Here is a 23,158-nt window from a genome sequence, read left to right as displayed (position 1 = left end):
CCTGCGGCAACTACGCCCGAAGCTCCGCCCCGCAACGCTTCGCAGCCTCCGCCAACGCCGACGCGCGAGCCTCGCTCGCATCGTCCTCCGTCAAAGTCCGGTCCGCAGCGCGGAACGTCAACGCGTAAGCCAGCGACTTTCTGCCCTCGCCTACCTGCGGCCCGGAGTACACGTCGAAGAGCCGGATGCCCTCCAACAGGTCTCCCGCGCCGTCGCGCAGCGCGCGCTCCACGCTCGACGCGGGCACGCCCTTGGCGACCGTCACCGCGATGTCCTGACGCACCGGCGGATACGTGGAGATCGGCGGGATCGGCTTGCGCTGCTCCTCGAACCCCTCCGAGCCGAGGGCGCTGAGGTTCAGCTCCAGCACGCACGTCCCCGGCGGCAGGCCGGCTTTCTCCAGGACCGCCGGGTGCAGCTCGCCGGCGATGCCCACCGTCCACGGCCCGGCTTGCAGGTACGCGCACCGGCCCGGATGCCACGGCACGTGGTGGGCGGTCTTCCTGGTCAGTTTCACCCTGGCCGCGCGGGCCAGGATGTCGCCGACCATGAAGATGTCCGACGGCTCCACGGCCCGGCCTTTGCCCCAGGGGCCGGGCGGGATGCGGTTGCCGCACAGCGCCACCGCGAGGTGGACCGGCTGCACCGGGACGCGTTCGGACAAGGCCCGCAGCTCGGTCACCGACGGCGGGCGGTCGGTCCGGATCGGCGGGATCGCCGCCGGCTTGAGCGCCGTGCCCACCACCTGCGCGATGCTGAAGACGGCGAGGTCCGTCATGCCCCTGGAGAGGTTGCGCGCCATCACGTCCAAGAGCCCCGGCATCAGGGTCGTCGCGAGTTCTGGCTTCGCGGAGTCCTGCGGGTTCGCCAGGCGCACCGTGCGCCGCCGCCCGGCTTTCTCGGACAAATTCCAGTCGTCGAAGACCGCGCTGGAGAAGAACGGGCTCACCGGCACCTGGAGGAACCCCTCCTCCGCGAGGGCGGAGCCGACCTTCCGTCGCAGCCGCTGCGACGGAAGGAGCCCCTTGCCCGCGGTCGCCTTCGGCAGGATCGAGGGGATCCGGTCGATGCCTTCCAACCGGAGCACCTCTTCGACCAGGTCTGCCTTCTGCTTAAGGTCCGAACGCCAGCTCGGCGGGAAGACCACCAGCTCGCGCTCCCCCCACACCGTGCAGCCGAGCTGCACCAGCCTGCGATACGTCGTCCCCGGCGGGTACGTGAGGCCCGCCGTGCGGTCCGGCAGGTCCGTCGGCATGATGATCGGCCTCGGCTCGTGCTTGCGCAGCACTTCGCTGCGGACCGGGGCCACTTCGCCGCCCGCGATGGAGACGATCAGCTGCGCGGCGCGGGCGAGGGCGACCGGGGCCACCAACGGGTCGACGCCCCGCTCGAACCGCCGCGAAGCCTCGCTCACCAAGCCCAGCCGCCGAGAGGTGTGGGTCGTGCGGCTCGGGTCGAAGCTCGCCGCCTCCAAAAGGACGCGCGTGGTCGCGGAGCTCACTTCGGTGCTCTCCCCGCCCATCACGCCAGCGAGCGCCACCGGCCCGGAGTCGTCCGCGATGACCACGTCTTTCGCGTCCAGGGTCCGCAAGGAGCCGTCCAGGGTCGTGATCGTCTCGCCCTCCCGCGCCTCGCGCACCTGGACCGGGCCGGAGAGCTTGTCCGCGTCGAACGCGTGCAGCGGCTGGCCCAGCTCGACCATCACGAGATTCGTCACGTCCACGACCAGGCCGAGCGAGCGGATCCCCGTTTTGGCGAGCAGCGCCCTGATCCACCACGGCGACGGCGCGGCGGGGTCGATCCCGCGCACCTCCAGGACGCTGTAGCCCGCGAGCGGGGTGCCCGGAGCCACGGCGATCGGCCAGCCCTCGCCGACTGGAGGGACGCTCGAAGGCTGGGCGACGCGGAGCGCGAGGTCCGTGTGCTGGGCTCCGAGCCCGATCGCGAGTTCGCGCGCCAGGCCCCGGACCGAGAGCGCGTAGCCCCGGTCCGGCGTGACGTCGAGGTCGAAGACGGGGTCGGCGAGGCCGAGGGCCAGGACCGCGTCGGCCCCCGGCTCGGCGGTGCCTTCCGGCAGCACCAAAATGCCCGAGTGGTCGCCGCCGAAGCCGAGTTCGGCGACCGAACAGATCATCCCGTCCGAGACCCGCCCGTACGTCTTGCGCGACGCGATGGCGAAATCGCCGGGCAGCACCGCGCCCGGCAAAGCGGCCACGACGAGGTCGCCCGGCGCGAAGTTCGTCGCCCCGCAGACGATCCCGCGCGGGGCTCCCCCCTCCCCCGCGAACGCTGCGCCGACATCGACCTGGCAGAACCGGATCGGCTTTTTGAACCCGGTCAGCTCTTCAATATCGAGCACCCTGCCGACGACGACCGGCCCGACCAGCTTGGGCTCACTGAGGTCCTCCACCTCGAAGCCGAGCCGAACCAGCGTCTCGGAGAGTTTCTTCGGGCTCGTCGAGAATCCCGGGTTGTCCTCGGACAAGGCTTTCACAAGCCACGAGTACGGAGCCTTCATACCTCTACTCCTCCCCTTCGGAACGGCCGACGAACGCAGCGGTGAACCGCACGTCGCCCTCCCACACGTCGCGCAGGTCGGACAGGCCCTCGCGCAGCATCAGCGTGCGGTCCAAGCCCATGCCGAACGCGAAACCGCTGTACACGTCGGGGTCGATGCCGCCGGCTCGCAGCACGTTCGGGTGCACCATGCCGCAACCGCCCCACTCGATCCAGCCCGGCCCGCCCTTCTTGCGCTCGAACCAGATGTCGTACTCGGCGGACGGCTCGGTGAACGGGAAGTGGTGCGGGCGGAACCGCGAGCGCACCCGGTCGCCGAACATCGCCTGCGCGAACGCGTCCAACGTGCCGCGCAGATGCGCCATGGTGAGCCCTTTGTCCACCGCGAGGCCTTCGAGCTGGTGGAACACCGGGGCGTGCGTGGAGTCGATCGCGTCGTTGCGGTACACCCGGCCCGGCGCGATCACGTAGATCGGCACCTGGCGGGAGAGCATCTCGCGCACCTGCACCGGAGAGGTGTGCGTGCGCAGCACGAGGCCCGAGCGCTCGCCGTTCGGGCCGAGCGCGTAGAACGTGTCCTGCGGGGTCCGGGTGGGATGTTCCTCGGGGAAGTTCAGCGCGTCGAAGTTGTAGTGCTCGGCTTCCAGCTCGGGGCCCTCGGCGACCTCCCAGCCCAAGCCGACGAACACGTCGCAGGCCCGGTCAACGAGCAGATCGATCGGATGCCTGCCGCCCGGGGTGATCCGGCTGGCCGGCAGGGTGACGTCGATGGCCTGCTCGGCGAGCACGCGGCGCTCGCGCTCGGCTTCGAGCTCGGCCTGGCGCTCGTCCAGCGCCGCCTTGATCTCGCCCTGGACGGCGTTCACGGCCTTCCCCGCCTCGGCGCGCTCCGGTCCGGGCAGCTCTCCGAGCGAACGGCGTGCCTGCGCCACGGCGCTGCGCTCCCCCAAGTGCTCCGCTTTCGCCGCAGCCAACGCGGGCAGGTCCTCGGCTTGTGCGAAAGCCGTTTTGGCAGCGGCTACCGCCGCCCCCAATGCGTCGCTCACGTGCTCTCCTTTTAGCGTTCCTCGTTCTGGGAAGACTCTACCGGACCCCGGACAGCGGCCGCGAAGGTCATGAGCGCAGCCTGGCGGTCTCATACAGGCAGATCCCCGCAGCGACCGCGAGGTTCAAGCTCTCCGGGGGCGCGAAGCCGGCCGCCGGGCGCATCGGCACAGCGACCCGGTGGTCCGCCGCCCGCGCGACCGGCTCGGGCAGGCCGTGCGCCTCGTTCCCGAACAGCCACGCGCACGGTCCCGAGAGTTCGGAGCCCGCCCGGCCCAGCGGCAATTCCCCGTCTGCTGTGGTGGCGAACAAACGCAATCCCGCCGTCCGCAGAGCAGCCACCCCCGCGGCCACGTCCCGCTCCCGCGCCAGCGGCACCGCGAAGAGGCTGCCCGCGCTCGACCGCGCCGCCTTGGGGTTGTGCGGGTCCACCCCGTCGCCGAGCACCAGGAACGCGCTCGCCCCGAACGCGTGCGCCGCGCGCAGCACTGTGCCGAGGTTGCCGGGGTCTCTCGGCTCGACCAGCACGACGACCAGGCGTTCCGGGTCTTCACCGGCAAGGACTTCGGCGAGGCCGCGGTCGAGCAGCGGGCAGCGGGCAGCCAGACCGACCGGAGCCACCGCGTCGGTGAGCTTGCGCGCGGCCCGCTCGTCCACGAGCCTCGTCGGCACGCCCGCGCGCTGGGCCGAGTCGATCAGCTCGCCGTGCTCCGCCGAGGCGGCTTCGCTCGCGAACAGCTCCAAAGCGCGTCCCGTCGCGAGCGCGGCCTGCACGTTGTTCGGCCCCTCGGCGAGGAACTCCCCCGCCTTGCGCCGACCGACGGGGGACAAAAGCTTCGCGGCCTCCACCACGCGTCTGGATGAGACGGTGAGGAGGCCGCGTTCGCTGTGCGGTTCGGACAGAATCAGACCGTGCTTTGCCTCAATGCCGACGGGCTAGCTCTTGGCCCCGACCAGCTGGTCGGCCACGGCTTCCCGCGCAGCCTCGACGAGCTGGGCGAAGACCTGGGGCTCGTTCACCGCGAGCTCGGCGAGGATCTTGCGGTCCACCTCGATGCCCGCGAGCGCGAGGCCCTGGATGAAGCGGTTGTAGGTCAGGCCGTTCGCCCGTGCCGCCGCGTTGATGCGGGTGATCCACAGCTGGCGGAACTCGCCTTTGCGGGCGCGACGGTCGCGGAAGGCGTAGACCAGCGAGCGCAGCTGCTGCTCCTTCGCCTTGCGGTACATGCGGGACCGCTGGCCCCGGTAGCCCTTCGACGCGTCGAGGATTGTGCGGCGCTTCTTGTGCGCGTTGACTGCGCGTTTCACACGTGCCATGAGTCGTTCCTATTCTTCGAGAAGTAAATGGGGTCGGGAAGCTGGGGCGACGAGCCGGCCTCAGAGGCCGAGCAACGCCTTGATCCGCTTGACGTCGGGACGGGCCACAGCGGCGGTGCCGTCGAGGCGGCGGGTCAGGTTCGTCGGCTTGACCTCGAGGTTGTGGCGCTTGCCGCATTTCTGGCGGCGCAGCTTGCCCGAACCAGTCACCTTGATCCGCTTCGAAGCCCCCGAGTGGGTTTTGTTCTTAGGCATGTTCTCTCCTTGTTGTGCTGATGCGCGTCTGTTGTTGGTGGGCTTCGGTCACTCAGCCGCCGTGTTGCCCGCTTCCGCGCCGCCCGCCTCGGAGGCGGGCGAAGCCTCCGCCTGCGCCGCAGGCGTCGTCGGGCCCGAACTCGCCTCCGCGGCTTGCTGCGCGGCCTTCGCGCGGGTCTTCGCCCCTCGGTGCGGGGCGAGGATCATCGTCATGTTGCGGCCGTCCAGCCGTGGGACCGTCTCGACGAACCCGTGCTCGCTGACGTCCGCCCCGAGCCGCTGCAACAGGCGGTGTCCGAGCTCCGGACGGGACTGCTCGCGGCCTCGGAACATGATCGTCACCTTGACCTTGGCCCCGGAGTCCAGGAACCGGACGACATGGCCCTTCTTGGTCTCATAGTCGTGGTCGTCGATCTTCGGGCGCAGCTTCTGCTCTTTGATGACGGTGTTCTGCTGGTGCTTCCGCGACTCGCGGGCCTTCTGCGCCGCCTCGTAGCGGAACTTCCCGTAGTCCATGATCTTGCAGACCGGAGGACGGGCGTCGGGAGCCACTTCCACAAGGTCGAGATCGGCCTCAATCGCAAGCCGCAGAGCTTCCTCCACGCGAACGATCCCCACCTGCTCGCCGCCGGGTCCGACAAGACGGACCTCTGGGACGCGGATGCGGTCGTTGATGCGGGTCTCTGTACTGATGTGGCCTCCTCTAGGTGCGGACAAAGTCATGACCAGAGCAGAAAAAATCCACGCCGAGAAAGCCCGTCGAGAGGCGCAAACGCCACCCTTGCAGGGCTACCAGACGGACCGCAATGGGCTAGACGAGCGTACGCTGTCAGACAACGCCCATGCGGTGGGAGCGGACTCCTCTTGCTCGCCCCGAAAGCTTCGGGGCAGGTCTCGATGTGAGAGTCTAACAGACATGAGCCCAGAAACACCAGCAGGCAACGCGTCCGGGCAAATCGTCCGCGAGCTCGCGGGCATTCCCGCCGCAGAAGTGATCAGCAATGCGATCATCCTGCTCATGAGCGCGGCGGCGGAAAAGCTCGGACTGGCCGACCCCGATCCCGCCTCCAGCGAGAACGTCGACCTCGACGAGGCCCGCAAGCTCATCACCGCCCTCGCCGGCCTCGTCCAGGCGGCCACGCCCGACCTCGGGCTGCACGGCAAGCCTATCCGAGACGGGCTGCGCGGGCTGCAGGCGGCGTTCCGCGAGGCGAGCGCCTTCCCCGACGCGCCGGGCGAGGGGCCTGGGGAAAAGCTGGTCTAGCGGCTCTTTCCGAGCCGGGCGCAGGGAATCGGCAGGCGTTAAGCGCGGTAGACAGTGAGAGGATTGCCAGAAGTTGGCCGTTCCCATGGCCTGCCGGTGGGCCACGAGCACGTGGACAACAAGGTGTCGGCGTCCGGGCCGAGGGTGCTCGACCCGGACGCACAGGGGCGCCACCAACTGCGGGATAGAAGCGACCCGCTGGCTCGACGCTGAGCGTGCGCCCGTCTGGCGAATAGCCGTAGCTAGCCCAGAGCTGCTACTAGGCTTTCCGCATCCACGTTTGGGGTGGTTCCCACTCGTCGTCTTCCGACTCGGCTGTCGAAGACGGACTCTCTGACGCAAGGAGTTTCGACGGCTCTGACTCCTCGGCGATGCCGAAGTAGGCTTGGATTTCTTTGATCGCGGCAGCGACGTCGCCGTCGGTCTCGAATTCGCCCATGATCTCGGCCACCTGCCGCTTGACATTTTTACGAGCCTCGTTGTACGCACGGCGGAACCCGCTCGCAATAGACGCCCCGTTCAACGTAGAGGCGGTATCGGCGACCTCGCACCGCACAAGCTCGCCGTCCGCGTCCAACTCGACCACAACAGCCACGTTCAGCCCATAGCCCTTGCCCCGCACTTGCGCAAGGGCTTCCCTCACGTACCGCTGCTTCGCTCGCAGCTCCTCCACTCTCGCGATTAACGTAGGATCGTGGTTCGACATTCAAGGGCCCCTCTCGGATCAGCTCTCGACAAGCTCCAACGTGAACCACCCAGGCGGAACACCCTCCCGTAGTCTCGCGTCCAACTCCTCGTACGTCAAGACGACCACGTGCGAGAACACAGTTGCGCCTGACTGGGTCATCCAACCTCGGTAAGCCGGCTCCTGGTCCACGATGATCCCGAACTTCTGAGAAAACTCTTTCTCCGGCTCCAGGTTCGTCAGCGTCACCCTCGGATGCAGGCCCTCCCGGTACCAGAGCAAATCGAGCGAGTCGAGGTTGTTCACACTTCTCGCCACGTCAGCCAACGAGAACAGCACAGCCTTCTCCGCATCAGGGAAGTTCGTGAACGTCATATCCCGGCCCCGAGAGCCCCGCTCCTCGCTCTCCAGATAGAAGCAGCCGTCCTCCGCAACCAAGTAGCTGTTCTCGTTCGAGGCCAAACCGAGGCGGAGTTCAGTAGGTGTGGCCATCTTCGGGGGCCACGCGTACCAGTAGTCGAACGACTCCGGGTCGCTAGAAAGCAGCCCGATCCGCCGTCCGGTGTGCCGAAGGTAGATTTCACGCCAGACACACCATTGCCGGACGGTCCTGTGCAGGGCTTCAGGGAATTGGCTCATGTCGATATGCGCCAGGCTCATTGGCGGGGACCTCTCTGCTCTCTCATTTCTTCACCTCGACGAGAAAACCCGTTCGGATGAGTTCGTCCAGTTTCGCTGTTCTCGCCAAATCCCCGTCCGGTCCGATGATCCTGTATTGCGTGCCGCCCCCTGGTTGTCCGAACCACGGCGCGACTTTGGACTCCTCGATCCGGTAGCCGGGCGGCAGGGGGCCGTCGCCCACCTTGTAGACGGTGTAATCGCCTCCGAGGCTTTCCGGGGGCAAGCCGCGCGCGCCGAACGGCGCTCCCTCAGGGGCAAGCCACCCGCCTTTCGGATAGCCGTAGCGGTCGAGGGTCATGCCCCGCATCTCTGCTGGGTCGGCTGTGCGAACAGTGCCGGGTATCGCGTAAGGCTTGTCTTTGCTGGTCTCATCCGGCCATCTCGTGCGTCCGTCGCGTGGCCCCCATTTCGCCTCGTACTCTTCGATGGTGAGTCCTTCGGATTTGGCCGCTTCGGCCTCTATCTCTTGGATTTTCTTCTCAGTGGCGAGGGTGTCTCTTCCCGCTGTGGTGAGGTAAAGGACGGCGCGCGCGTCGAGGAGGGGCTGGAGTTCGGCCGCAGTTTTGGCGAGCCCACCGACCGTCGCGAGGACGGGTGCTCCCGAGGCTTCCGCGAGCGTGCCGAAATTACGGCAGATGTTGGCGATGCGCGCGCCGACGGCGGCCAGGCGGCTCGCCTCACCGGCTTGGGCCACGCCCTCCGCGATCCCCGCCGTGAAGAACGCGGCGACACCGCCAACGACCTCGATGGCCACGCTCTGCCAGGCGAGGTCTTTCGCGGCTTCCAAGATTTGCTTGTGGGCCTCTTCGATCTGATGGGCGTAGTTCCCGCACGACGCCGCCAGCACGTCGAGCTGCGCGGCCACATCGCCCATCCGGTCCAGGAGCACCGAGCACCACCGCGCGGCGGCTGGGACCTCCGGTGCCACCTGCTGCCCGATCAAATCCGCAGCGGCCGGGATGTGCCCCGCAGCCTCCCGCACGAAGCCCGCCGCCGCGCGGTACGCTGCCGCGACCGCCTGGAGCTTGGCCGGATCCCCGTTCGGCCATAGGAAGCCCTCGGTGTATTTCGCGATGAACGTCCACCAACCCGGCTCGCCCCCCGAGCCGCCCCCGAACGCCTTCGGCACGCTTTGCGCTGTTTGCTGCGCCATCGTGCCAGGTGCCGGAACCGGGGCTGTGGGATTGTCGGCGTTGCGATGGTTCGCCGCGCTGTAGGCGAGCAGGTCGCGCATCATCGCAGCTCCGTTGCGTAGATCCGTCACCGTCGCCAAGGGCCCGTGCTGAGGGTCTGTTGCCACCGGGTCGTACTGCTCAGCCCATTTCTGCGCCCCTGAATCCGACCCCGCCATCCCCCCAGAGCCCGGCAACTCCCGTCCCAACGCCGACGCAGCGGCGGACATCGCGGCCTCCACGCGAGAGAACACCTGCCCCGCGTTCAGCAGCCCGTCCGGCACCACCGAGAGCAACACACCGCCAGGATCCAGCGCTGCCCCGCCGCCCGAGGGCGTCCCCGCCCCGCCAGGAGGAGGCTTCGGCGTCACGGCCACATCCCCTTCTGGTGCGCGATCACGCCCGTATACGCCTGGTGATTCCCCTTCGCCTGCCCCCGTAGCTCCTGCAATCCCTCACGCATCTGCGCGAGACCTTTGGCCCACCGGTCGTGATACGCCCTCTGCTGCTCCGCCGCTTGACCCGACCACGAGGCGTGCAACCTCGCAATTGCCGCGTCGATCTGACCGACCCACTCCTCAACTTTTTTGTCGAACGCCTCGCAGTCCTCGATCATCGCGGACAAACGGTCCAGATCGATCCGGTAATGCCCATCGGCCATCAGAAGTTGAGCCTCGCCTCAACCTGCCCGAAGCCCTGCTTGTTCTCACTCTCCTGCCGGTCGTACTCCGCAGCAGACTCGTCCAACAGCCCCGACTCGCCCTCTAACGCATCGATCACCGCCTTGCCGCCGCGCTTCCACTCCTCCCACGGCGCTCGGTACTTCGACCCCGACACACCGACCCAACCCTCCGCGAGCTCGTCGCCGCGAGCTGTGAGCTTCTCGAACTCCGAGCGCATCTCCTCCACAACGCTGTTGATCAGCCCCGCGACCGCGCGCATCTCCTCGGAGTCCGACTTAAGAGGACCACTCATAAAAACCTCCCATAAAAACCTCCGACCGTCGCAGCAACCACCTTTGAGGGTGAGCATAGCGAGAAGACCGCAAGCACGCAACCAGGGAATATGCTTTCCGAACATATAACAGACCACGCAATCTGACTCGATCTGCCTAACTCAATCTGCGCAAAGGAACCGCAACCACCCAGCGCGCGCCAGGTAGGACGGCAGAGTCGTGAGCAATGGGCGCGAGGGGACGAGCCGCCGGGAACCCCGACGGACAGCGGCGGGGAACACGCCACGACGGTTGCCGACAAAGCGCCTCCTCCCCTCTCTTGCTTGAGATACGTCGCTTTTCACCTGACGGCCTTTGGGCTCGGTCTGCGATCCTCACACCAGCTTGCTGGCGACGACCACTTGCTGGAACCCATCGACCCTCGTCCACAGCTTGATGTCCGGGTCGGCGGCCTTCGCCAGCGCGCGGAACGCGGCGGGCCGGTACGCCCGCAACAAGCTGATGAACCCGTCGTGGGCGGTCGGCAGCCCCTGCGTGACCGCCGCAAAAGAGAAAAACATCGGCAGGCCCGCCAGCAGCATCAACGACGGCGGACGCAGCACATCGATGATCAAAAGCTTCTTGGCCGCCCGTGTCCCCTCGCCGAGCACCCGGCTCGCCAGCTTCGGCGGCAGATGGTGGAAGGACTGCGCGAAAACCGCGAGGTCGTACGTCCCGGCCGGGGCGTCGATCGCGGTCGCGTCCTCGACTTTGACCGTCGCTCTCGGATGGCTGCCCAAATCCCCATTCCGGATCTTCGCCACCGACTCCGGCTCGACATCGGTGATCACGACCTCCGCCCTCGGATGCAGTTGCAGGATCTTCCGCGACAGACCGCCGTGGCCTGAGCCGAGTTCGAGGATCTTCGGGCTCGGGGTGCCCGCGACCTGTTCGAGGGCGAGCTCGGCGAATTTCTCGTGCCACCGCATTTGCTCCCCCATCCGGTCCAAGGAGCGGATCACCGACCCTTTGACCCGGTAGGGCACGTCGTCCCGGTCGAGGAATTCTTGCCGGTCGGTCTGCAGGAACCGATCGAGCCACGAGGCGCGCGGCCCCCCTCTCGGCAGTTTGTCGAGGTCGAACGCGGCTGAAGTCTCCGTCATTCCCCCATCCTAGTCAGCGACACGGTTCGCCGAGGCATGTGGCGGAGGCCTCTGTCATACTGGTCGGAATCGTCAGTGGAGGAGGCTACGCGGATGCAAGTGTCCGGGCATATTCAGCGGCGGCTGTTGGTCAACTTTGTGGCCGACCCTGACGAGGTACGGCCCCGGCTACCGCAAGGCGTGCGCCCGCACGTGACCGGCTCCGGGGTCGTCGTGGGCTGCTGCCTCCTTCGGTTCGGCCAGGTGCGGCCCGATCCGCTCCCCGACTTCCTCGGCCTCGGGTTCCAAGCCGCCGCGCATCGGATCTCCGTGGAGTGGGAGGCCGAGTCCGGCGCGACGACCGTCGGCGTCTATGTCCCGGTCCGGCACACCGACTCGCGCCTGCTGCCGCTCGTCGGCGGACGGATCTTCCCCGGAGTCCACGAGCGCGCGGACATCCGGCACGAGCAGACGGGCGATCTGATCGACTGGGCAGTCGCGACGCGCGGCGCGTCCTGCGGCTTCGACGTCGCGGTCCGGGCCAGAATCGACCGGGAGGCCGAGCCGGTCGATGTGTGCGACCAGATCGCGGGGGCATGCGTGAACGCGAACGTCGGCGTTTCCCCCGGCCATAACGGCGCGCTCGAAGCGGTCCGCATGGTCCCCAAGCATCGCGAGGCCAGAGAGATCGCAGTCGAGCACATCGAATCGGCGTTCCTCGCGGGCTTCGCCAGCGCCCGCCCCGCCCCGTCGTATCTGATCGAGGACGTGGGGGTCGCCTGGGCCGAAGCCTCGCTGCCCCGCCAGGCGCTGCGAGCCGCCGCGTGAGCGCGGCCAAGCTGGCATGGGCGTTCGGCCTCGCCGCCGCGCTGGGCTGCGATCTGGCGCTCGCCCCGCCGCCCGCCGCGCGGGCCGATCCCTACCTCCCCGATCTGGACCGGTTGACCACGGACGGCTCGACCTATCGCGACACGTACGGGGAATACGTCATCGAGGAGCGGGACGCGGGCTTCGAGCGCATCCCTACCGGGCGGATCACCGCGCTCGACCCCATCGTCTACGCCGAAGCGGACCCGGAGCCGTTCACTGCGGCCATCGCACCGGGCGATTACCAGGTCAAGGCCTTCGTCGCGCAGCTCTCCCGCGACTGCGCGCCGACCGAGCGGCGGGTGGCGGCGTTGCAGCTGGTCGTCTCCGACGAGCCCGCCGCCTCCTGGCAGCCGGCGCTGCGCCCCGGCCAAGACGGGAGCGACCTCGGCGAGGACCAGTACTACGGGTATCCGAGCGACGCCGCGACCGGCGCGATCGCCGACGTGGCCGCTGTGGCCGCGCTGTCCGGCTGGGACGAGGCCCGCTTCGAGAAAGCCTTCCTCTCCCCCAGCTCCGCGCACTGGTTCCGAGACCCGATCCCTGGGCTCTTGAACGTGGTGGCCGATCCGGCGAGCGGCGCGAACCTGGTCACCGTGACCACCGGTTTCGGCGACGGCTCCTATCCCACGTTCGTCGGACGCTCCGCGCAAGGCCAGATCACGTCGTTCGTCACCGACTTCCTCGTCGTGCCGAAGTCCGACGAGCCCGCGCGCTGCCCGAAGGCGCGCTGAGAATCACCAGCCGCGCTCGGCGAGCCGGTGCGAGACCGGCAACGAGTCGACGGTGATGCCCACCATCGCCTCGCCGAGCCCTCGGGAGATCTTCGCGAGCATGTCCGGGTCGTCGTAGTAGGTCGTCGCCGCGACAATGGCTTTCGCCCGCGCGGACGGGTCGCCCGACTTGAAGATGCCCGAGCCGACGAACACGCCTTCCGCGCCGAGCTGGCGCATCAGCGCCGCGTCCGCGGGCGTCGCGATCCCGCCGGCGGTGAAGAGCACCACCGGCAGCCGCCCTGCGGCGGCGACCTCTTTGACCAGCTCGACCGGGGCCTGAAGCTCCTTCGCCGCGACGTACAGCTCGGACTCGTCCAACGAGGCCAGCCGACGGATCTCCCCGCCGATGGAGCGCATGTGGGTGGTGGCGTTCGAGACGTCGCCGGTGCCGGCCTCGCCCTTGGAGCGGATCATCGCGGCTCCTTCGGCGATCCGGCGCAGCGCCTCGCCGAGGTTCGTCGCCCCGCAGACGAACGGGACGGTGAACTTCCACTTGTCGATGTGGTGGGTGTAGTCCGCCGGGGTCAGCACCTCGGACTCGTCGATGTAGTCCACCCCGAGGCTCTGCAGGATCTGCGCCTCCACGAAATGGCCGATCCGAGCCTTCGCCATCACCGGGATGCTCACCGCGTCGATGATCCCCGAGATCATCTCGGGATCGCTCATCCGAGCCACGCCGCCCTGCGCGCGGATGTCGGCGGGGACGCGCTCGAGCGCCATCACCGCGACGGCCCCCGCGTCCTCGGCGATCTTCGCCTGCTCAGGAGTGACCACGTCCATGATCACGCCGCCCTTGAGCATCTCGGCCATGCCTCGCTTGACTTTCGCCGTGCCGGTCTGGTGGATCTGTTGCTCTGTCGTCATGCCTTCATCGTAAGCCGCCGCGCAGGCCAGAAATCACGTTTCCAAACGCGAACAGGCCAGTGGTTTCCCACTGGCCTGCTCGCGGTCTCCCGAGGGATCAGGCGGAGGGGATCTGGGAGAGCATCTTCGCGGCCATCGCCGAGGTCAGCGAGCCGTTGTCGTCGAGGTCGCACGTCTCGACCTCGAACACGACCGCCGCGTGCTGATGCGCCTCGCGGTAGCAGTGGTACGGCATGCCGGACACATGGCTAAAGCCGACGTAGTCATCCCATTTCGCGCTGTCCGCCGTAGAGTCCGACACGGTGAAGCCCGAAGCCGAGGGCTGCTGCGCCGCGCTGCTCGGGGCCGCCGGAGCGGTGCTCTCTCCAGCAGGCTGCCCAGGCTCCGGAGCCGACGAGGCTCCCGTCGGCGCGGGGGCCGCAGGGGCGGCGGACTTGCAGGAGGCCAGTTGGGCGGTCAGCTTGCCGAACGCCTTCGCGGCGGCGGCCTCGTCGGCGTAGACCGCGACCCGCTGGGTCGGGCCGAGGTTGTTGTACGTGCTGTAGTGCACCGAGCGGTACGCGGTCCACGGGTCGGAGAACGCGGCGGCCTGCGCGTTGCCGCAGTTGCCGAGCGCCTTCTCCGGATCGGACGGGGCCGAGTTCACCGGCGAGGAGGTGAAGGTGTGCGAGAACACCTCGTTCGCGGAAGCCACCGAGACGAGGATCGAGTCGATCGAATCCCCCGCAGGGGCCGCCGAGGCCGGGACGAAGCCGAAGGCCGCTTGCGACGCGCAGGCGAACAGCAGCGCCGTGGGGAATAGGGTCCGTGTGCTGGGGTACATCTTCATCGTCGCCTCGCTGGTTCCGGGCACTCACTGAATTCCATGAGTGTTATTTCCTGGAAATTGTGCGCCGCCGACACTCCGAGAAGGGCCGGCCAAGGCCCTGTGTTACCAGATCGTGTTTGACTGGTGGGACTCGTGTGACCAATGAGCCCAGTACCAATGAGCCCAGTGTGGCCGCTAGGGGCGAGGCGCTCCGCCGGGGATCGCCCCGGACTCGTACAGCCGGGCCCGAAGCGGCCCGAGGAGCTCGACCAGGCGGGCGGAGCGTTCCGGGCCGAGCCGTCGCCACGGCGCTTCGGCGATGTGGTCGGTGAGCGTCTCGATCCGGTCGCGCAACGCCCGACCCTGTTCGGTCAACGCCTCCTGCGGCCCGTCTTCGAGCAGGCCGCGCTCGCGCAGCGAGTCCGCACCCGCGTCCCACTGCTCCGCCGACCAGCCCCGCGTGGCAAGGATGAACGCTTTCGGCATCGGCGCGGCCCCGGTCGCGTAGTAGGTGATGCCCGCCTCGAGGCCGGTCAGCCCGTGCCCGACGAGGAGCGCGATGTGCCCGTCGCCCCGGTGCTCGCGCAGCAGCGTGAGCGCGAACCAGAGCCGCAGGTGCGGCTCCTGCGGCCACGGCATGCGCAGATGTCCCGCGAAAAGCGGGCGGCCGGGCGCGTCGGAGGCGTCCAACGTCCTCGCCGCCGCTTCGGCCAGCTCCGCCGCTTCGGCGAACTCGGCCGACGCGATCAGCTCCTCGCCCCACCCCCGCCGCAGCCCCGCTCCGACCCCGTCGAGGCGGACGGACCAGTACTCTTCCGGAGCGGCCAGCGACCACGCGGCCGCCATGCTCCGCACGACCAGCTCCGGATTGAAGTTGTAGAACGTCGCCACCACGACCTCCGGGGCCACCGCGCCCATCGGGGCGACGCGGGAGGCGAAATAGCGCGTGTGGGCGTCCGTCACGCCGATCTCGGCGAAGCGCTCGGCGACTTCGGGGAAGAAGTAACCGCTCGCGTGGATCCGGTCGAAGGGCTGCATCGCCCGAGTCGTTTGCGCAGGGGTGAGTTCGGCGGAGTTCGGCATGCCAGACACGTCACAAATCTACTCGACCAGGGGACCGGCCCCTTCGACAATCTCGAAATACGCGGGCAATGGCGCGCTGCCTGCGAGTTTGAAGAGCCGAACGGCGGACCTGGCGCGCAGCGCGAGCGTGTCTCTGACCGCCTCGTTGTAGAAGCTCCGCGCGAAACGCACCCGAGCCTCCGCGTCCGCCCGCTCCTCGACGAGCTGCTCGCCGAGCGCGTCAGTCCCTTCCGCGCCCAACGCGCCGAGGCAAACCGACAGCTCGCTCTCCAGCCGCTCCCTGTCGGCCACGTCCGCCGCCTCCACCGCGCGGGCGAGCCTGGCGAGCTCCCCCCCTTGCGGGCCCAGCCGCGCCGCCGCGGTCCGCGCCACCAGCGCGCGTCGGTCCAAGGCCGCAAGGAGCGCCTGCCAGGCCAAGTCTCGGCGCACGTGCAGACGGTCCAGCCGCCGCGCGGTGTTGACCAGCCATCCCGCGAGCAAGAGCAGCCCGACGACGAGCGCGCCGAGCAGCGCCGAGGCCAACACGATCATGCGCGGGCGACCCGGACCCCGGGAGAGCCGACCGTGACCGTCTCGTACACCCGCAGGATCTGCTTGGCGATCACGTCCCAGTCGTACGCCGCGACCACCGCTCTGCCCTCCGCGACGTACCGCGCCCGGCACGAGCGGTCCGAGAGCAGCGCGCTCACGCCTTCAGCCCACGCCGACGCGTCCCCGACTGGGAGCAGCGCCCCAGCCCGTCCGCCGCCGAGCACCCTGCGGAACGCCTCCAGGTCGCTCGCCGCGACGGCCACGCCCGCAGCCATCGCCTCCAACAGGACGATGCCCTGGCTCTCCCCGCCCGTGTTGGGGGCGCAGAAGACATCCGCCGAGCGCAACGCGGCGGCCTTCTCCGCATGGCTCACCCGGCCCAAAAACCGGAGCCGGGCGGCGTGCGCCCCGGCTTTCGCCCGCGCCCGTTGCTCGTCGCCCGGCCCGACGACGAGCACTTCCAGGTCCGGGTGCCGCGCAGCCAGGCGCGGCAGCGCCCGAAGCAGCGTCGCGAAGCCTTTGCGCGGCTCGTCGTACCTGCCGAGGAACACGACCGTCCCGCCGCCGCGCGGGTACCCCGGCAGCGGCTCGGCATCTTGGAACTCCCGCACGTGCAATCCGTTAGGGATCTCCACCGAGCCCGCGCCGACCGTCTGCATCTGCAGCCGCCGCGACAGCGGGGAGACCGCGATCCTCCCCATGATCTTCTCGTAGCAGGGGGTGATCACCGAGCGGAGCGCGGAAAGGATCAGCGACTGGGTCGCCGCCGCGTGGAACGTCGCGACGATCGGCCCCTCTGCGGCCCTGACCGCCAGGAACGACAGGCTCGGCGCGCTCGGCTCGTGCACGTGCAGCACGTCGAAACGCCCCGCCGCGATCCAGCGCCGCAGTTTCGCGAGCGCGCCGGGGCCGAACTGCAGCCGCACGGTCGAGCCGTTGTACGGCACGGCGAGGGCCCGCCCGCTGGTGAAGACATAGTCCGGCAGTTCCGCCGCCCCGCTCGCCGGGGCGATGACCTGCACCTCGTGGCCTTGGTCGATGAGCACCTTGGCGAGTTCGAGCACGTGCGCCTGCACGCCCCCCGGCGCGTCGAGAGAATACGGGCACACCATGCCGATCCTCACCTCGGCCGTCCCCGGTCGGCTTCCCAGAGCGGCTGCAGCATGTGCCAGTCCGCCGGGCGCCCGGCGATGGCCGCCTCGAAGGCCTCGGCGATCCGCGCCGTCGCGGCCTCGACTCCCTCCGACGTGTCGATCCTCGGCCCGACCTCGGCCCGCCACGGTCCCTCGGGCTCCCCTGCCTCGTACCAGGTGTGCGCGGTGACCAGTGCCGCGCCGGTCTCGACCGCGAGCTTCGCCGGGCCGAGGGGGAAGCGCGCCGCCTCGCCGAAGAACTGCACAGGGACGCTGCCCCGGCTCATGCCCCGATCCGCGAGGAGGCACACGACTTTGCCCTCCCGCAGCCGCTGGGCGAGGATTTGGTACGGCCCCTCCCCCCTCGCCTCGTCCGAGCTGGACACGTGGGGCAGGATCTCGAAGCCCAACGACTCGCGGTAGGCGAGGAACTTCTGGTACAGCGACTCAGGCTTGAGGCGTTCGGCGACCGTGGCGAACTGCCCGTGCCGCGCCACCAGCCACACTCCGGCCAAATCCCAGTTCCCCATATGCGGCAGGGCGATCACCACGCCGCGCCCCTCCGCCACCGCCGCGTCCAAGCGCTCCTGCCGGGCCACCGCCGCGTCCACCTCCCGCGACAGGCGGGCGTGGTCCATCGCCGGGAGGCGGAACGCTTCGCGCCAATACCGCGCGTAGGAGCGGAAACTGCGTTGGACCAGTTCGTCCGGCACCTGGTCGGCGGGGACGGCCAGAACCCGCGCGAGGTTCTTGCGCAGCTGCGCCCCTGCCCCTCGCCGGAACGCCCGGTCCGCGCCAGCCTGAAAGGCCGTCCGGGCGAGGCTCTCCGGCGCGCGGCGGACCAGCCCCCAGCCCGCGCTGTAGCCCCAGGTGGCGGCCCGCTCTTTCAGGCTCTCGCTCATCGCGGCCCGTCTGCCCGCTTGGCGTCGCGCCAGACCGAGACGATGCGCTGGCCGATGGTGATCACGCTGGTGACGGCCAAGAAGGCGACCGCGACGGGCAATGCCCACCACAAGCCCAACCCGCTGAACCCTGCTCCGACGAGCACGATGACGAGCCGTTCTGGCCTCTCGATCCAACCGCCGTCCCCGGAGAAGCCGCTCGCTTCGGCGCGGGCCTTGATGTACGAGATCGTCAGCGCCGAGACGAGGCAGACCAGCAGGCCGACAAAGAGGAGTTGGAACCCCTCCGCGCTGAGCGTTGTCGAGGCTGGAGAATCTAAACCCTTCCCGACGAAGAGGTATTTCGGAGGAGCCGTTGTGAAATAAGCATCAGCGACCCGGCCCATTCTCTCGGCTCCCCACGGGAACGCGGCCCAGTAGGCCAGCGCGCCGAAGATCGCGCCGTCCGCGATCCGGTCGCAGCTCGCGTCGAGCACCGCGCCGAACTTCGTGCCGCCGCCCGACGCGCGGGCGACCGCGCCGTCGAGCATGTCGAAGACCGCGAACGCCCCGCACACCACCGCGCCCCAGAAGAGCTGGCCGGTCGGGAAGAACGCCAGCGCGGAGAGCACGGTGCCCGCCGTGCCGACCACCGTCACCACGTTCGGGGTCACCCCGATGCGGACCAGCCCGCCGCCCAGCGGCGCGATGACCTTCGAGACGACCGGCTTGATGAGCGACGAGAGCACTACTGCTGCCCCGGATACGGCGGGTATCCTCCGGGCTGGCCGTACGGTCCGGGCTGCTGGGGGTGCGCCCCGCCCGTTCCGGGGAGCTGCGGGGTCTGCTGCTGGGGCAGCGCGGGCTGCGCGCCGGGGAGCTGGGGGCTCGCCCCGCCGGGCCCGAACGACGGGTAGCCGAGCTGCGCGGCGGTCTGCTTGGCGGCTTCGGTGACGGGGACCGCGACGACGGCGGTGCCGTACGCGCACATCTCGGTGAACACATCGCCCATCTCGGAGGTGTCGAACCGCATGCCGACCACGGCGTTCCCGCCTCGGGCGCGCGCCTCCTCGATCATCCTGCCCATCACCTGGTTCCGGCTCTCGGTCAAGTTCTTCGTCATGCCCTGCAGCTCCCCGCCGAATATCGACTTGAAACCGGATCCCATCTGCGAAAACGCGTTCCTGGAACGGACGGTGAGGCCGAACACCTCGCCGCACACCCGCTGGATCTCCCAACCGGGTATGTCGTTCGTCGTCACCACAAGCACAGCCGTCTCCTCTCGCTCCACGCGATTTTTATCGCCCTTAGCGTACGCGACCGGTCAGGACGGGTCCTGTCCCCACGCGGCGGCGAGCAGAGCCCGTGTGTCCCGCAGCAGTTGCGGCATCACCTTGCTCGCGCCGATGACCGTGATGAAGTTCGCGTCGCCGCCCCAGCGGGGCACGATATGCAGGTGCAAGTGCGCGGCGACCGACCCGCCCGCCGCGGCTCCGAGGTTGAACCCGACGTTGAAGCCGTGCGGACGGGAGATCCGCTTGATCGTCCGCAGCGCCTCCTGCGTGAACACCACGAGCTCGGCGCTCTCCTCGCCGGTCAGCTCCTCGAACTCCGAGACGGTCCGGTACGGCACGACCATCAGATGCCCGGGGTTGTAGGGGTAGAGGTTCAAGACCGCGTACACGAACTCGCCCCTCGCCACGATGAGGCTCTCCTCGTCGGAGAAGCTCGGCAGGTCCGCGAACGGGTTCGCGGCCTCGCCCGTCTTGGGCCCCGAGGCGATGTACTGCATGCGGAACGGGGACCAGAGCCGGGCCAGGTGGTCCGGCTCCCCTGGGCCTTGGTCGCGCAGCGTCTCGTCGGATTCAGCCATGGCACCACTCGCTCATCGGCCGCTAGCCCTCCAGACCGAAGCTCTCCGCCGTGGGAGAGGCGTTCTCCCGGCGGGCGACCCAGTCCAGGACCAGGCGCTTGGCCTCGTCCACCGGCACCGCGTTGCGCTGGCCGCCGTCGCGGAACCGGAAGCTGACCGTCCCCGCCTCGACGTCCCGCGCGCCAGCCAGCACGAGGAAGGGGATCTTCTGCGCGGTGTGGGTGAAGATCTTCTTCTGCATCCGGTCGTCGCTGGTGTCCAGGTGCGCCCGGACGCCGCCGGCGCGCAGCGAGTCGACGAAAGCGCGCAGGTGCGGGACGTGGTCGTCGCTCACCGGGATGCCCATCGCCTGCACGGGCGAGAGCCACGCGGGGAAGGCCCCGGCGTAATGCTCGACCAGCACGCCGATGAACCGCTCGATGGAGCCGAAGAGCGCGCGGTGGATCATGACCGGCTGTTCCCGGTGCCCGGACGGGCCGGTGTACTCCAAGCCGAACCGCTCGGGGAGGTTGAAGTCGAGCTGGATCGTGGACATCTGCCAGGTCCGCCCCAGCGCGTCCTTCGCCTGCACCGAGATCTTCGGGCCGTAGAACGCCGCGCCGCCCGGATCCGGCACCAACGTGAGTCCGGACGCCTCGGCGACCTCCGCCAGCGTCCGGGTGGCCTCCTCCCAGATCTCGTCGGACCCGACGAACTTCTCCTCGTCCTTGGTCGAAAGCTCCAGATAGAAGTCGTCAAGGCCGTAGTCGCGCAGCAAATCGAGCACAAACTGCAAGGTCTTGGCCAGCTCGTCCTTCATCTGGTCGCGGGTGCAGTAGATGTGCGCGTCGTCCTGCGTCATCCCCCGGACCCTGGTGAGCCCGTGGATCACGCCGGACTTCTCGTACCGGTACACCGAGCCGAACTCGAACAGCCGCAGCGGCAGCTCCCGGTACGACCGACCGCGCGAGCGGAAGATCAAGTTGTGCATCGGGCAGTTCATCGGCTTGAGGTAGTAGTCCTGCCCTGGCTTTCGCACCGCGCCGTCCGCGTCAAGCTCCGCGTCGACGTGCATCGGCGGGAACATGCCGTCCGCGTACCAGTCCAAGTGGCCGGAGACCTCGTAGAGGTGGGATTTGGTGATGTGCGGGGTGTTGACGAACTCGTAGCCGGCCTCGATGTGCTTGGCGCGCGAGTAGTCCTCCAGCTCTTTGCGCAGGATCCCGCCCTTAGGGTGGAACACCGGAAGGCCCGAGCCGAGCTCGTCGGGGAAGCTGAACAGGTCCAGTTCCGTGCCGAGCTTGCGGTGGTCGCGCCGCTCCGCCTCGGCGATCAGCTCCAGATGCCGCTCAAGGGCCTCGGCGGACTCCCACGCGGTGCCGTAGATCCGCTGCAAGCTGTCGCGGGACTGGTCGCCGCGCCAGTACGCCGCCGAGCTGCGGGTGAGCTTGAACGCCGGGATGTGCTTGGTGGTCGGGATGTGCGGGCCCCGGCACAGATCTGCCCACTCCCGCTCTCCCGTGCGCGGGTTCAGATTGTCGTAGATGGTCAGCTCGGCCCCGCCGACCTCCATGACCTCCGGGTCGTCGATGCCGGACTTGTCGCTGATCAGCTCCAACTTGAACGGCTCGCCCGCGAGCTCGGCCCTGGCCTCTTCCACCTCGACGACGCGGCGGGCGAACCGCTGCGAAGCCTTGATGATCTTGCGCATCCGCGTCTCGAGGCGCGCCAAATCCTCCGGGGTGAACGCGCGGTCCACGCGGAAGTCGTAGTAGAAGCCGTCTTTGATCGGCGGCCCGATCCCGAGCTTCGCCTCGGGGAACTCCTGCTGCACCGCTTGCGCGAGCACGTGCGCGGCGGAGTGCCGGATGACCGAGCGGCCCTCTTCGGTGTTCGCCAAAACCGGCTCCACCAGTGCGTCCGCCTCCGGAGACCAGGCGAGGTCGCGCAGCGCCCCGTCCGCGTCGCGCACCACGACGACCGCCTCCGGACCCGAGGTCGCGAGCCCCGCCTCCCGCACGGCGGCGCTCGCAGTCGTCCCGGCCAGCACCTTCAGCGCGGCTGCTGAGGCGGGCGGGGCGATCAAATCGGCCATGTGGGTTGCTCCGTTCGGACTGGGCTTGAGACAAGACAAGGTTTCGGGTCTGACCATGGTAACCGGCCTGGCCGGAGAAATTTTCAGATCCCCAAGGGGCTGGCGAGCCACGGCTCGTCCCATCCGAACAGCCGCCCCGCGAACGCGAACGCCCCGAGCAGCCACAACGTCAGCGCGGTGAACACCGCCACGGAGAGCGCCATCAACGCCCGCAGCCAACGGGGCTGCCCGCGCTGCCACTCCATGAGCCGGTCGTAACGCCGTTTGGTCCACCGCAAGACGCTGGCCGCCCAGCGGAACTCCGTGGCGAGGACGCCGAGGCCGAGGAAAAGGACCGCCCAGCCCGGACCGGGGTACGGGATCATGACCACGCCCGCGATGAGAATGATCCCCCGACGAGCGCCACCGCGACCCGGTACGCCTTATAGAGGAGCGGCCGTTCGCGATAGAGGAGCGGCCGTTCGCGCAATGCTGACTTGAACCCTTTGATGTGGTCCCGGCTGGGATCGAACCAGCGACCTTCCGCGTGTGAGGCGGACGCTCTTCCACTGAGCCACGAGACCTTACCTCGCGCGGCGGACGTGTCCGCCGCAGTGCGCGATACTGGGATTGAACCAGTGACCTCTTCCGTGTCAGGGAAGCGCTCTCCCGCTGAGCTAATCGCGCGGGCTCCGAGCCTGCCGACATCAGTGCCGGACGCTCGAATGTGCTCGTGCATAGTACCGCACGATGCGCTCGATACCGAAATATCGAGGTGGAGACGGGATTCGAACCCGTGTGGACGGCTTTGCAGGCCGCTGCCTCACCACTCGGCCACTCCACCGAAGTCGCCGCCACATGCTGTGGCCGCTTTTCGATCCTACCCGCCAGAGTCCAAGAAAACCTCGAGTCGCAGCCTCGCGCTCGGCTCGCAAACCCGTGACCTGCCAAGATGTCCACCGCGATCTCGGATCAAGCTGAGAGGATCAGTCAGACACGGAAAGTAGAACACTCCGATGACCGAGCGGATGACGAGATTCGAACTCGCGACCCTCACCTTGGCAAGGTGATGCGCTACCAGCTGCGCTACATCCGCATACCCACTCGGCCTCCGGGCGCTGCCGGAGAGCTCGTGGCGCGAGGACATACCTTAGCGCATCGACCGGCGACCCCGCAAATACGCAGGTCGGAAGGTGTGTCGACCATCAAGGGCTCCTCGTCCGCCGCGCCTGGGGCGCGTTTTCGCGCGTACGAGCGCCCCGGCGCGCCCGTACGCGC

At 68.7% G+C, this 23,158-nt stretch carries 25 protein-coding genes, 4 tRNA genes and 1 pseudogene; 3 read left to right on the top strand and 27 right to left on the bottom strand.

Going from position 1 to position 23,158, the window contains the following annotated elements; genetic code table 11:
* Positions 1 to 10: 10 nt before the first annotated feature.
* The 6 genes from pheT to infC all read right to left on the bottom strand — a co-directional run bounded on the left by pheT (position 11) and on the right by infC (position 5,856).
* Entirely contained in the window at positions 11 to 2,518 is a 2,508-nt protein-coding gene (gene pheT, locus HMPREF9336_RS15605) for a phenylalanine--tRNA ligase subunit beta (RefSeq protein WP_007468710.1), read from the bottom strand.
* Between the two features lie 4 nt (positions 2,519 to 2,522).
* Complete coding sequence (pheS, locus tag HMPREF9336_RS15600; protein ID WP_007468709.1) at positions 2,523 to 3,563, bottom strand: phenylalanine--tRNA ligase subunit alpha; 1,041 nt, start codon at positions 3,561 to 3,563, stop codon at positions 2,523 to 2,525.
* A 67-nt stretch (positions 3,564 to 3,630) separates the two neighbouring features.
* Positions 3,631 to 4,413, bottom strand: coding sequence for a TrmH family RNA methyltransferase (locus HMPREF9336_RS15595; protein WP_021030841.1), 783 nt, complete (start codon positions 4,411 to 4,413; stop codon positions 3,631 to 3,633).
* An 84-nt stretch (positions 4,414 to 4,497) separates the two neighbouring features.
* A complete protein-coding gene (gene rplT, locus HMPREF9336_RS15590) occupies positions 4,498 to 4,878 on the bottom strand; it encodes a 50S ribosomal protein L20 (protein WP_007468707.1) in 381 nt (126 codons plus the stop codon).
* A gap of 60 nt (positions 4,879 to 4,938) precedes the next feature.
* On the bottom strand, positions 4,939 to 5,133 hold the full coding sequence (rpmI, locus tag HMPREF9336_RS15585) for a 50S ribosomal protein L35 (protein WP_007468706.1): 195 nt from the start codon (positions 5,131 to 5,133) through the stop codon (positions 4,939 to 4,941).
* Between the two features lie 48 nt (positions 5,134 to 5,181).
* The gene (infC, locus tag HMPREF9336_RS15580) at positions 5,182 to 5,856 is read right to left on the bottom strand and encodes a translation initiation factor IF-3 (RefSeq protein WP_007468705.1); all 675 of its coding nucleotides are present in this window, start codon (positions 5,854 to 5,856) and stop codon (positions 5,182 to 5,184) included.
* 193 nt (positions 5,857 to 6,049) lie between these two features.
* On the opposite strand from infC, the gene HMPREF9336_RS15575 reads away from it, so the two are divergent.
* Positions 6,050 to 6,397 (top strand): DUF1844 domain-containing protein, encoded by a 348-nt coding sequence (locus tag HMPREF9336_RS15575; RefSeq protein ID WP_007468704.1) that lies wholly within the window; start codon positions 6,050 to 6,052, stop codon positions 6,395 to 6,397.
* 259 nt (positions 6,398 to 6,656) lie between these two features.
* On the opposite strand, the gene HMPREF9336_RS15570 is transcribed toward HMPREF9336_RS15575, so the two are convergent.
* The 6 genes from HMPREF9336_RS15570 to HMPREF9336_RS15545 all read right to left on the bottom strand — a co-directional run bounded on the left by HMPREF9336_RS15570 (position 6,657) and on the right by HMPREF9336_RS15545 (position 11,032).
* The gene (locus HMPREF9336_RS15570; protein ID WP_021030840.1) at positions 6,657 to 7,103 is read right to left on the bottom strand and encodes a YbaB/EbfC family nucleoid-associated protein; all 447 of its coding nucleotides are present in this window, start codon (positions 7,101 to 7,103) and stop codon (positions 6,657 to 6,659) included.
* An 18-nt stretch (positions 7,104 to 7,121) separates the two neighbouring features.
* Complete coding sequence (locus HMPREF9336_RS15565; protein ID WP_156920438.1) at positions 7,122 to 7,721, bottom strand: hypothetical protein; 600 nt, start codon at positions 7,719 to 7,721, stop codon at positions 7,122 to 7,124.
* Positions 7,722 to 7,764: 43 nt separating this feature from the next.
* Positions 7,765 to 9,306 carry a TNT domain-containing protein gene (locus HMPREF9336_RS15560; RefSeq protein WP_007468701.1) on the bottom strand — a complete coding sequence of 514 codons (1,542 nt, stop codon included), beginning with the start codon at positions 9,304 to 9,306 and terminating at the stop codon, positions 7,765 to 7,767.
* Positions 9,303 to 9,596 (bottom strand): WXG100 family type VII secretion target, encoded by a 294-nt coding sequence (locus tag HMPREF9336_RS15555; RefSeq protein WP_007468700.1) that lies wholly within the window; start codon positions 9,594 to 9,596, stop codon positions 9,303 to 9,305. The genes HMPREF9336_RS15560 and HMPREF9336_RS15555 overlap by 4 nt, the downstream gene beginning before the upstream one ends.
* Positions 9,596 to 9,910 (bottom strand): WXG100 family type VII secretion target, encoded by a 315-nt coding sequence (locus tag HMPREF9336_RS15550; RefSeq protein ID WP_007468699.1) that lies wholly within the window; start codon positions 9,908 to 9,910, stop codon positions 9,596 to 9,598. Before HMPREF9336_RS15550 ends, HMPREF9336_RS15555 begins: the two co-directional genes overlap by 1 nt.
* Positions 9,911 to 10,264: 354 nt before the next feature.
* Entirely contained in the window at positions 10,265 to 11,032 is a 768-nt protein-coding gene (locus HMPREF9336_RS15545; protein WP_007468698.1) for a class I SAM-dependent methyltransferase, read from the bottom strand.
* 93 nt (positions 11,033 to 11,125) lie between these two features.
* On the opposite strand from HMPREF9336_RS15545, the gene HMPREF9336_RS17680 reads away from it, so the two are divergent.
* Complete coding sequence (locus HMPREF9336_RS17680) at positions 11,126 to 11,839, top strand: DUF2071 domain-containing protein (protein WP_007468697.1); 714 nt, start codon at positions 11,126 to 11,128, stop codon at positions 11,837 to 11,839.
* Positions 11,836 to 12,612, top strand: coding sequence for a DUF4241 domain-containing protein (locus HMPREF9336_RS15535; protein ID WP_021030838.1), 777 nt, complete (start codon positions 11,836 to 11,838; stop codon positions 12,610 to 12,612). Before HMPREF9336_RS17680 ends, HMPREF9336_RS15535 begins: the two co-directional genes overlap by 4 nt.
* Before the next feature lie 3 nt (positions 12,613 to 12,615).
* On the opposite strand, the gene pdxS is transcribed toward HMPREF9336_RS15535, so the two are convergent.
* The 15 genes and pseudogenes from pdxS to HMPREF9336_RS15460 form a co-directional block, all read right to left on the bottom strand.
* Complete coding sequence (pdxS, locus tag HMPREF9336_RS15530) at positions 12,616 to 13,518, bottom strand: pyridoxal 5'-phosphate synthase lyase subunit PdxS (protein WP_007468692.1); 903 nt, start codon at positions 13,516 to 13,518, stop codon at positions 12,616 to 12,618.
* A gap of 97 nt (positions 13,519 to 13,615) precedes the next feature.
* On the bottom strand, positions 13,616 to 14,371 hold the full coding sequence (locus HMPREF9336_RS15525; RefSeq protein WP_244431684.1) for a sensor domain-containing protein: 756 nt from the start codon (positions 14,369 to 14,371) through the stop codon (positions 13,616 to 13,618).
* A gap of 150 nt (positions 14,372 to 14,521) precedes the next feature.
* Positions 14,522 to 15,409: an SCO6745 family protein gene (locus HMPREF9336_RS15520; protein ID WP_021030836.1), complete on the bottom strand. Its 888-nt coding sequence runs from the start codon at positions 15,407 to 15,409 to the stop codon at positions 14,522 to 14,524.
* Positions 15,410 to 15,427: 18 nt separating this feature from the next.
* A complete protein-coding gene (locus tag HMPREF9336_RS15515; protein WP_007468686.1) occupies positions 15,428 to 15,940 on the bottom strand; it encodes a LemA family protein in 513 nt (170 codons plus the stop codon).
* Positions 15,937 to 17,064 (bottom strand): glycosyltransferase family 4 protein, encoded by a 1,128-nt coding sequence (locus HMPREF9336_RS15510; protein ID WP_040585684.1) that lies wholly within the window; start codon positions 17,062 to 17,064, stop codon positions 15,937 to 15,939. Before HMPREF9336_RS15510 ends, HMPREF9336_RS15515 begins: the two co-directional genes overlap by 4 nt.
* The gene (locus tag HMPREF9336_RS15505; RefSeq protein ID WP_007468682.1) at positions 17,061 to 17,975 is read right to left on the bottom strand and encodes a phosphatidylinositol mannoside acyltransferase; all 915 of its coding nucleotides are present in this window, start codon (positions 17,973 to 17,975) and stop codon (positions 17,061 to 17,063) included. Before HMPREF9336_RS15505 ends, HMPREF9336_RS15510 begins: the two co-directional genes overlap by 4 nt.
* Positions 17,972 to 18,703, bottom strand: coding sequence for a CDP-alcohol phosphatidyltransferase family protein (locus HMPREF9336_RS15500; RefSeq protein WP_007468680.1), 732 nt, complete (start codon positions 18,701 to 18,703; stop codon positions 17,972 to 17,974). Before HMPREF9336_RS15500 ends, HMPREF9336_RS15505 begins: the two co-directional genes overlap by 4 nt.
* A 203-nt stretch (positions 18,704 to 18,906) precedes the next feature.
* Positions 18,907 to 19,224: pseudogene (locus HMPREF9336_RS19265) on the bottom strand (YbjQ family protein); the annotation flags it as partial.
* 54 nt (positions 19,225 to 19,278) lie between these two features.
* A complete protein-coding gene (locus HMPREF9336_RS15490) occupies positions 19,279 to 19,827 on the bottom strand; it encodes an ATP adenylyltransferase (protein ID WP_007468676.1) in 549 nt (182 codons plus the stop codon).
* 22 nt (positions 19,828 to 19,849) lie between these two features.
* The gene (thrS, locus tag HMPREF9336_RS15485; protein WP_007468674.1) at positions 19,850 to 21,901 is read right to left on the bottom strand and encodes a threonine--tRNA ligase; all 2,052 of its coding nucleotides are present in this window, start codon (positions 21,899 to 21,901) and stop codon (positions 19,850 to 19,852) included.
* 83 nt (positions 21,902 to 21,984) lie between these two features.
* The gene (locus HMPREF9336_RS15480) at positions 21,985 to 22,266 is read right to left on the bottom strand and encodes a TIGR02611 family protein (RefSeq protein ID WP_021030834.1); all 282 of its coding nucleotides are present in this window, start codon (positions 22,264 to 22,266) and stop codon (positions 21,985 to 21,987) included.
* Positions 22,267 to 22,392: 126 nt separating this feature from the next.
* Positions 22,393 to 22,464, bottom strand: a tRNA-Val gene (locus HMPREF9336_RS15475).
* Between the two features lie 31 nt (positions 22,465 to 22,495).
* A tRNA-Val gene (locus tag HMPREF9336_RS15470) sits at positions 22,496 to 22,567 on the bottom strand.
* An 86-nt stretch (positions 22,568 to 22,653) separates the two neighbouring features.
* Positions 22,654 to 22,724: transfer RNA gene (locus tag HMPREF9336_RS15465), tRNA-Cys, on the bottom strand.
* Positions 22,725 to 22,903: 179 nt separating this feature from the next.
* Positions 22,904 to 22,976, bottom strand: a tRNA-Gly gene (locus tag HMPREF9336_RS15460).
* Between the last annotated feature and the right edge of the window lie 182 nt (positions 22,977 to 23,158).

Origin of the sequence: Segniliparus rugosus ATCC BAA-974 (assembly GCF_000185725.2) — a bacterium.
In the GTDB taxonomy this organism is placed as follows: Bacteria; Actinomycetota; Actinomycetes; order Mycobacteriales; family Mycobacteriaceae; genus Segniliparus; species Segniliparus rugosus.
The sequence above is the reverse complement of the archived record's forward strand: the minus strand, read 5'-3'. Positions and strand labels throughout refer to the sequence as shown.

Coding starts and splice junctions, on each gene's coding strand:
- HMPREF9336_RS15555 (WP_007468700.1), bottom strand. CDS start 9,596: ATGGCCGATGGGCATTACCGGATCGATCTGGACCGTTTGTCCGCGATG.
- HMPREF9336_RS15550 (WP_007468699.1), bottom strand. CDS start 9,910: ATGAGTGGTCCTCTTAAGTCGGACTCCGAGGAGATGCGCGCGGTCGCG.
- HMPREF9336_RS15505 (WP_007468682.1), bottom strand. CDS start 17,975: ATGAGCGAGAGCCTGAAAGAGCGGGCCGCCACCTGGGGCTACAGCGCG.
- HMPREF9336_RS15545 (WP_007468698.1), bottom strand. CDS start 11,032: ATGACGGAGACTTCAGCCGCGTTCGACCTCGACAAACTGCCGAGAGGG.
- HMPREF9336_RS15565 (WP_156920438.1), bottom strand. CDS start 7,721: ATGAGCCAATTCCCTGAAGCCCTGCACAGGACCGTCCGGCAATGGTGT.
- pdxS (WP_007468692.1), bottom strand. CDS start 13,518: ATGACGACAGAGCAACAGATCCACCAGACCGGCACGGCGAAAGTCAAG.
- HMPREF9336_RS17680 (WP_007468697.1), top strand. CDS start 11,126: ATGCAAGTGTCCGGGCATATTCAGCGGCGGCTGTTGGTCAACTTTGTG.
- infC (WP_007468705.1), bottom strand. CDS start 5,856: ATGACTTTGTCCGCACCTAGAGGAGGCCACATCAGTACAGAGACCCGC.
- HMPREF9336_RS15490 (WP_007468676.1), bottom strand. CDS start 19,827: ATGGCTGAATCCGACGAGACGCTGCGCGACCAAGGCCCAGGGGAGCCG.
- HMPREF9336_RS15570 (WP_021030840.1), bottom strand. CDS start 7,103: ATGTCGAACCACGATCCTACGTTAATCGCGAGAGTGGAGGAGCTGCGA.
- rplT (WP_007468707.1), bottom strand. CDS start 4,878: ATGGCACGTGTGAAACGCGCAGTCAACGCGCACAAGAAGCGCCGCACA.
- HMPREF9336_RS15480 (WP_021030834.1), bottom strand. CDS start 22,266: ATGATCCCGTACCCCGGTCCGGGCTGGGCGGTCCTTTTCCTCGGCCTC.
- pheT (WP_007468710.1), bottom strand. CDS start 2,518: ATGAAGGCTCCGTACTCGTGGCTTGTGAAAGCCTTGTCCGAGGACAAC.
- thrS (WP_007468674.1), bottom strand. CDS start 21,901: ATGGCCGATTTGATCGCCCCGCCCGCCTCAGCAGCCGCGCTGAAGGTG.
- HMPREF9336_RS15515 (WP_007468686.1), bottom strand. CDS start 15,940: ATGATCGTGTTGGCCTCGGCGCTGCTCGGCGCGCTCGTCGTCGGGCTG.
- HMPREF9336_RS15575 (WP_007468704.1), top strand. CDS start 6,050: ATGAGCCCAGAAACACCAGCAGGCAACGCGTCCGGGCAAATCGTCCGC.
- HMPREF9336_RS15520 (WP_021030836.1), bottom strand. CDS start 15,409: ATGCCGAACTCCGCCGAACTCACCCCTGCGCAAACGACTCGGGCGATG.
- rpmI (WP_007468706.1), bottom strand. CDS start 5,133: ATGCCTAAGAACAAAACCCACTCGGGGGCTTCGAAGCGGATCAAGGTG.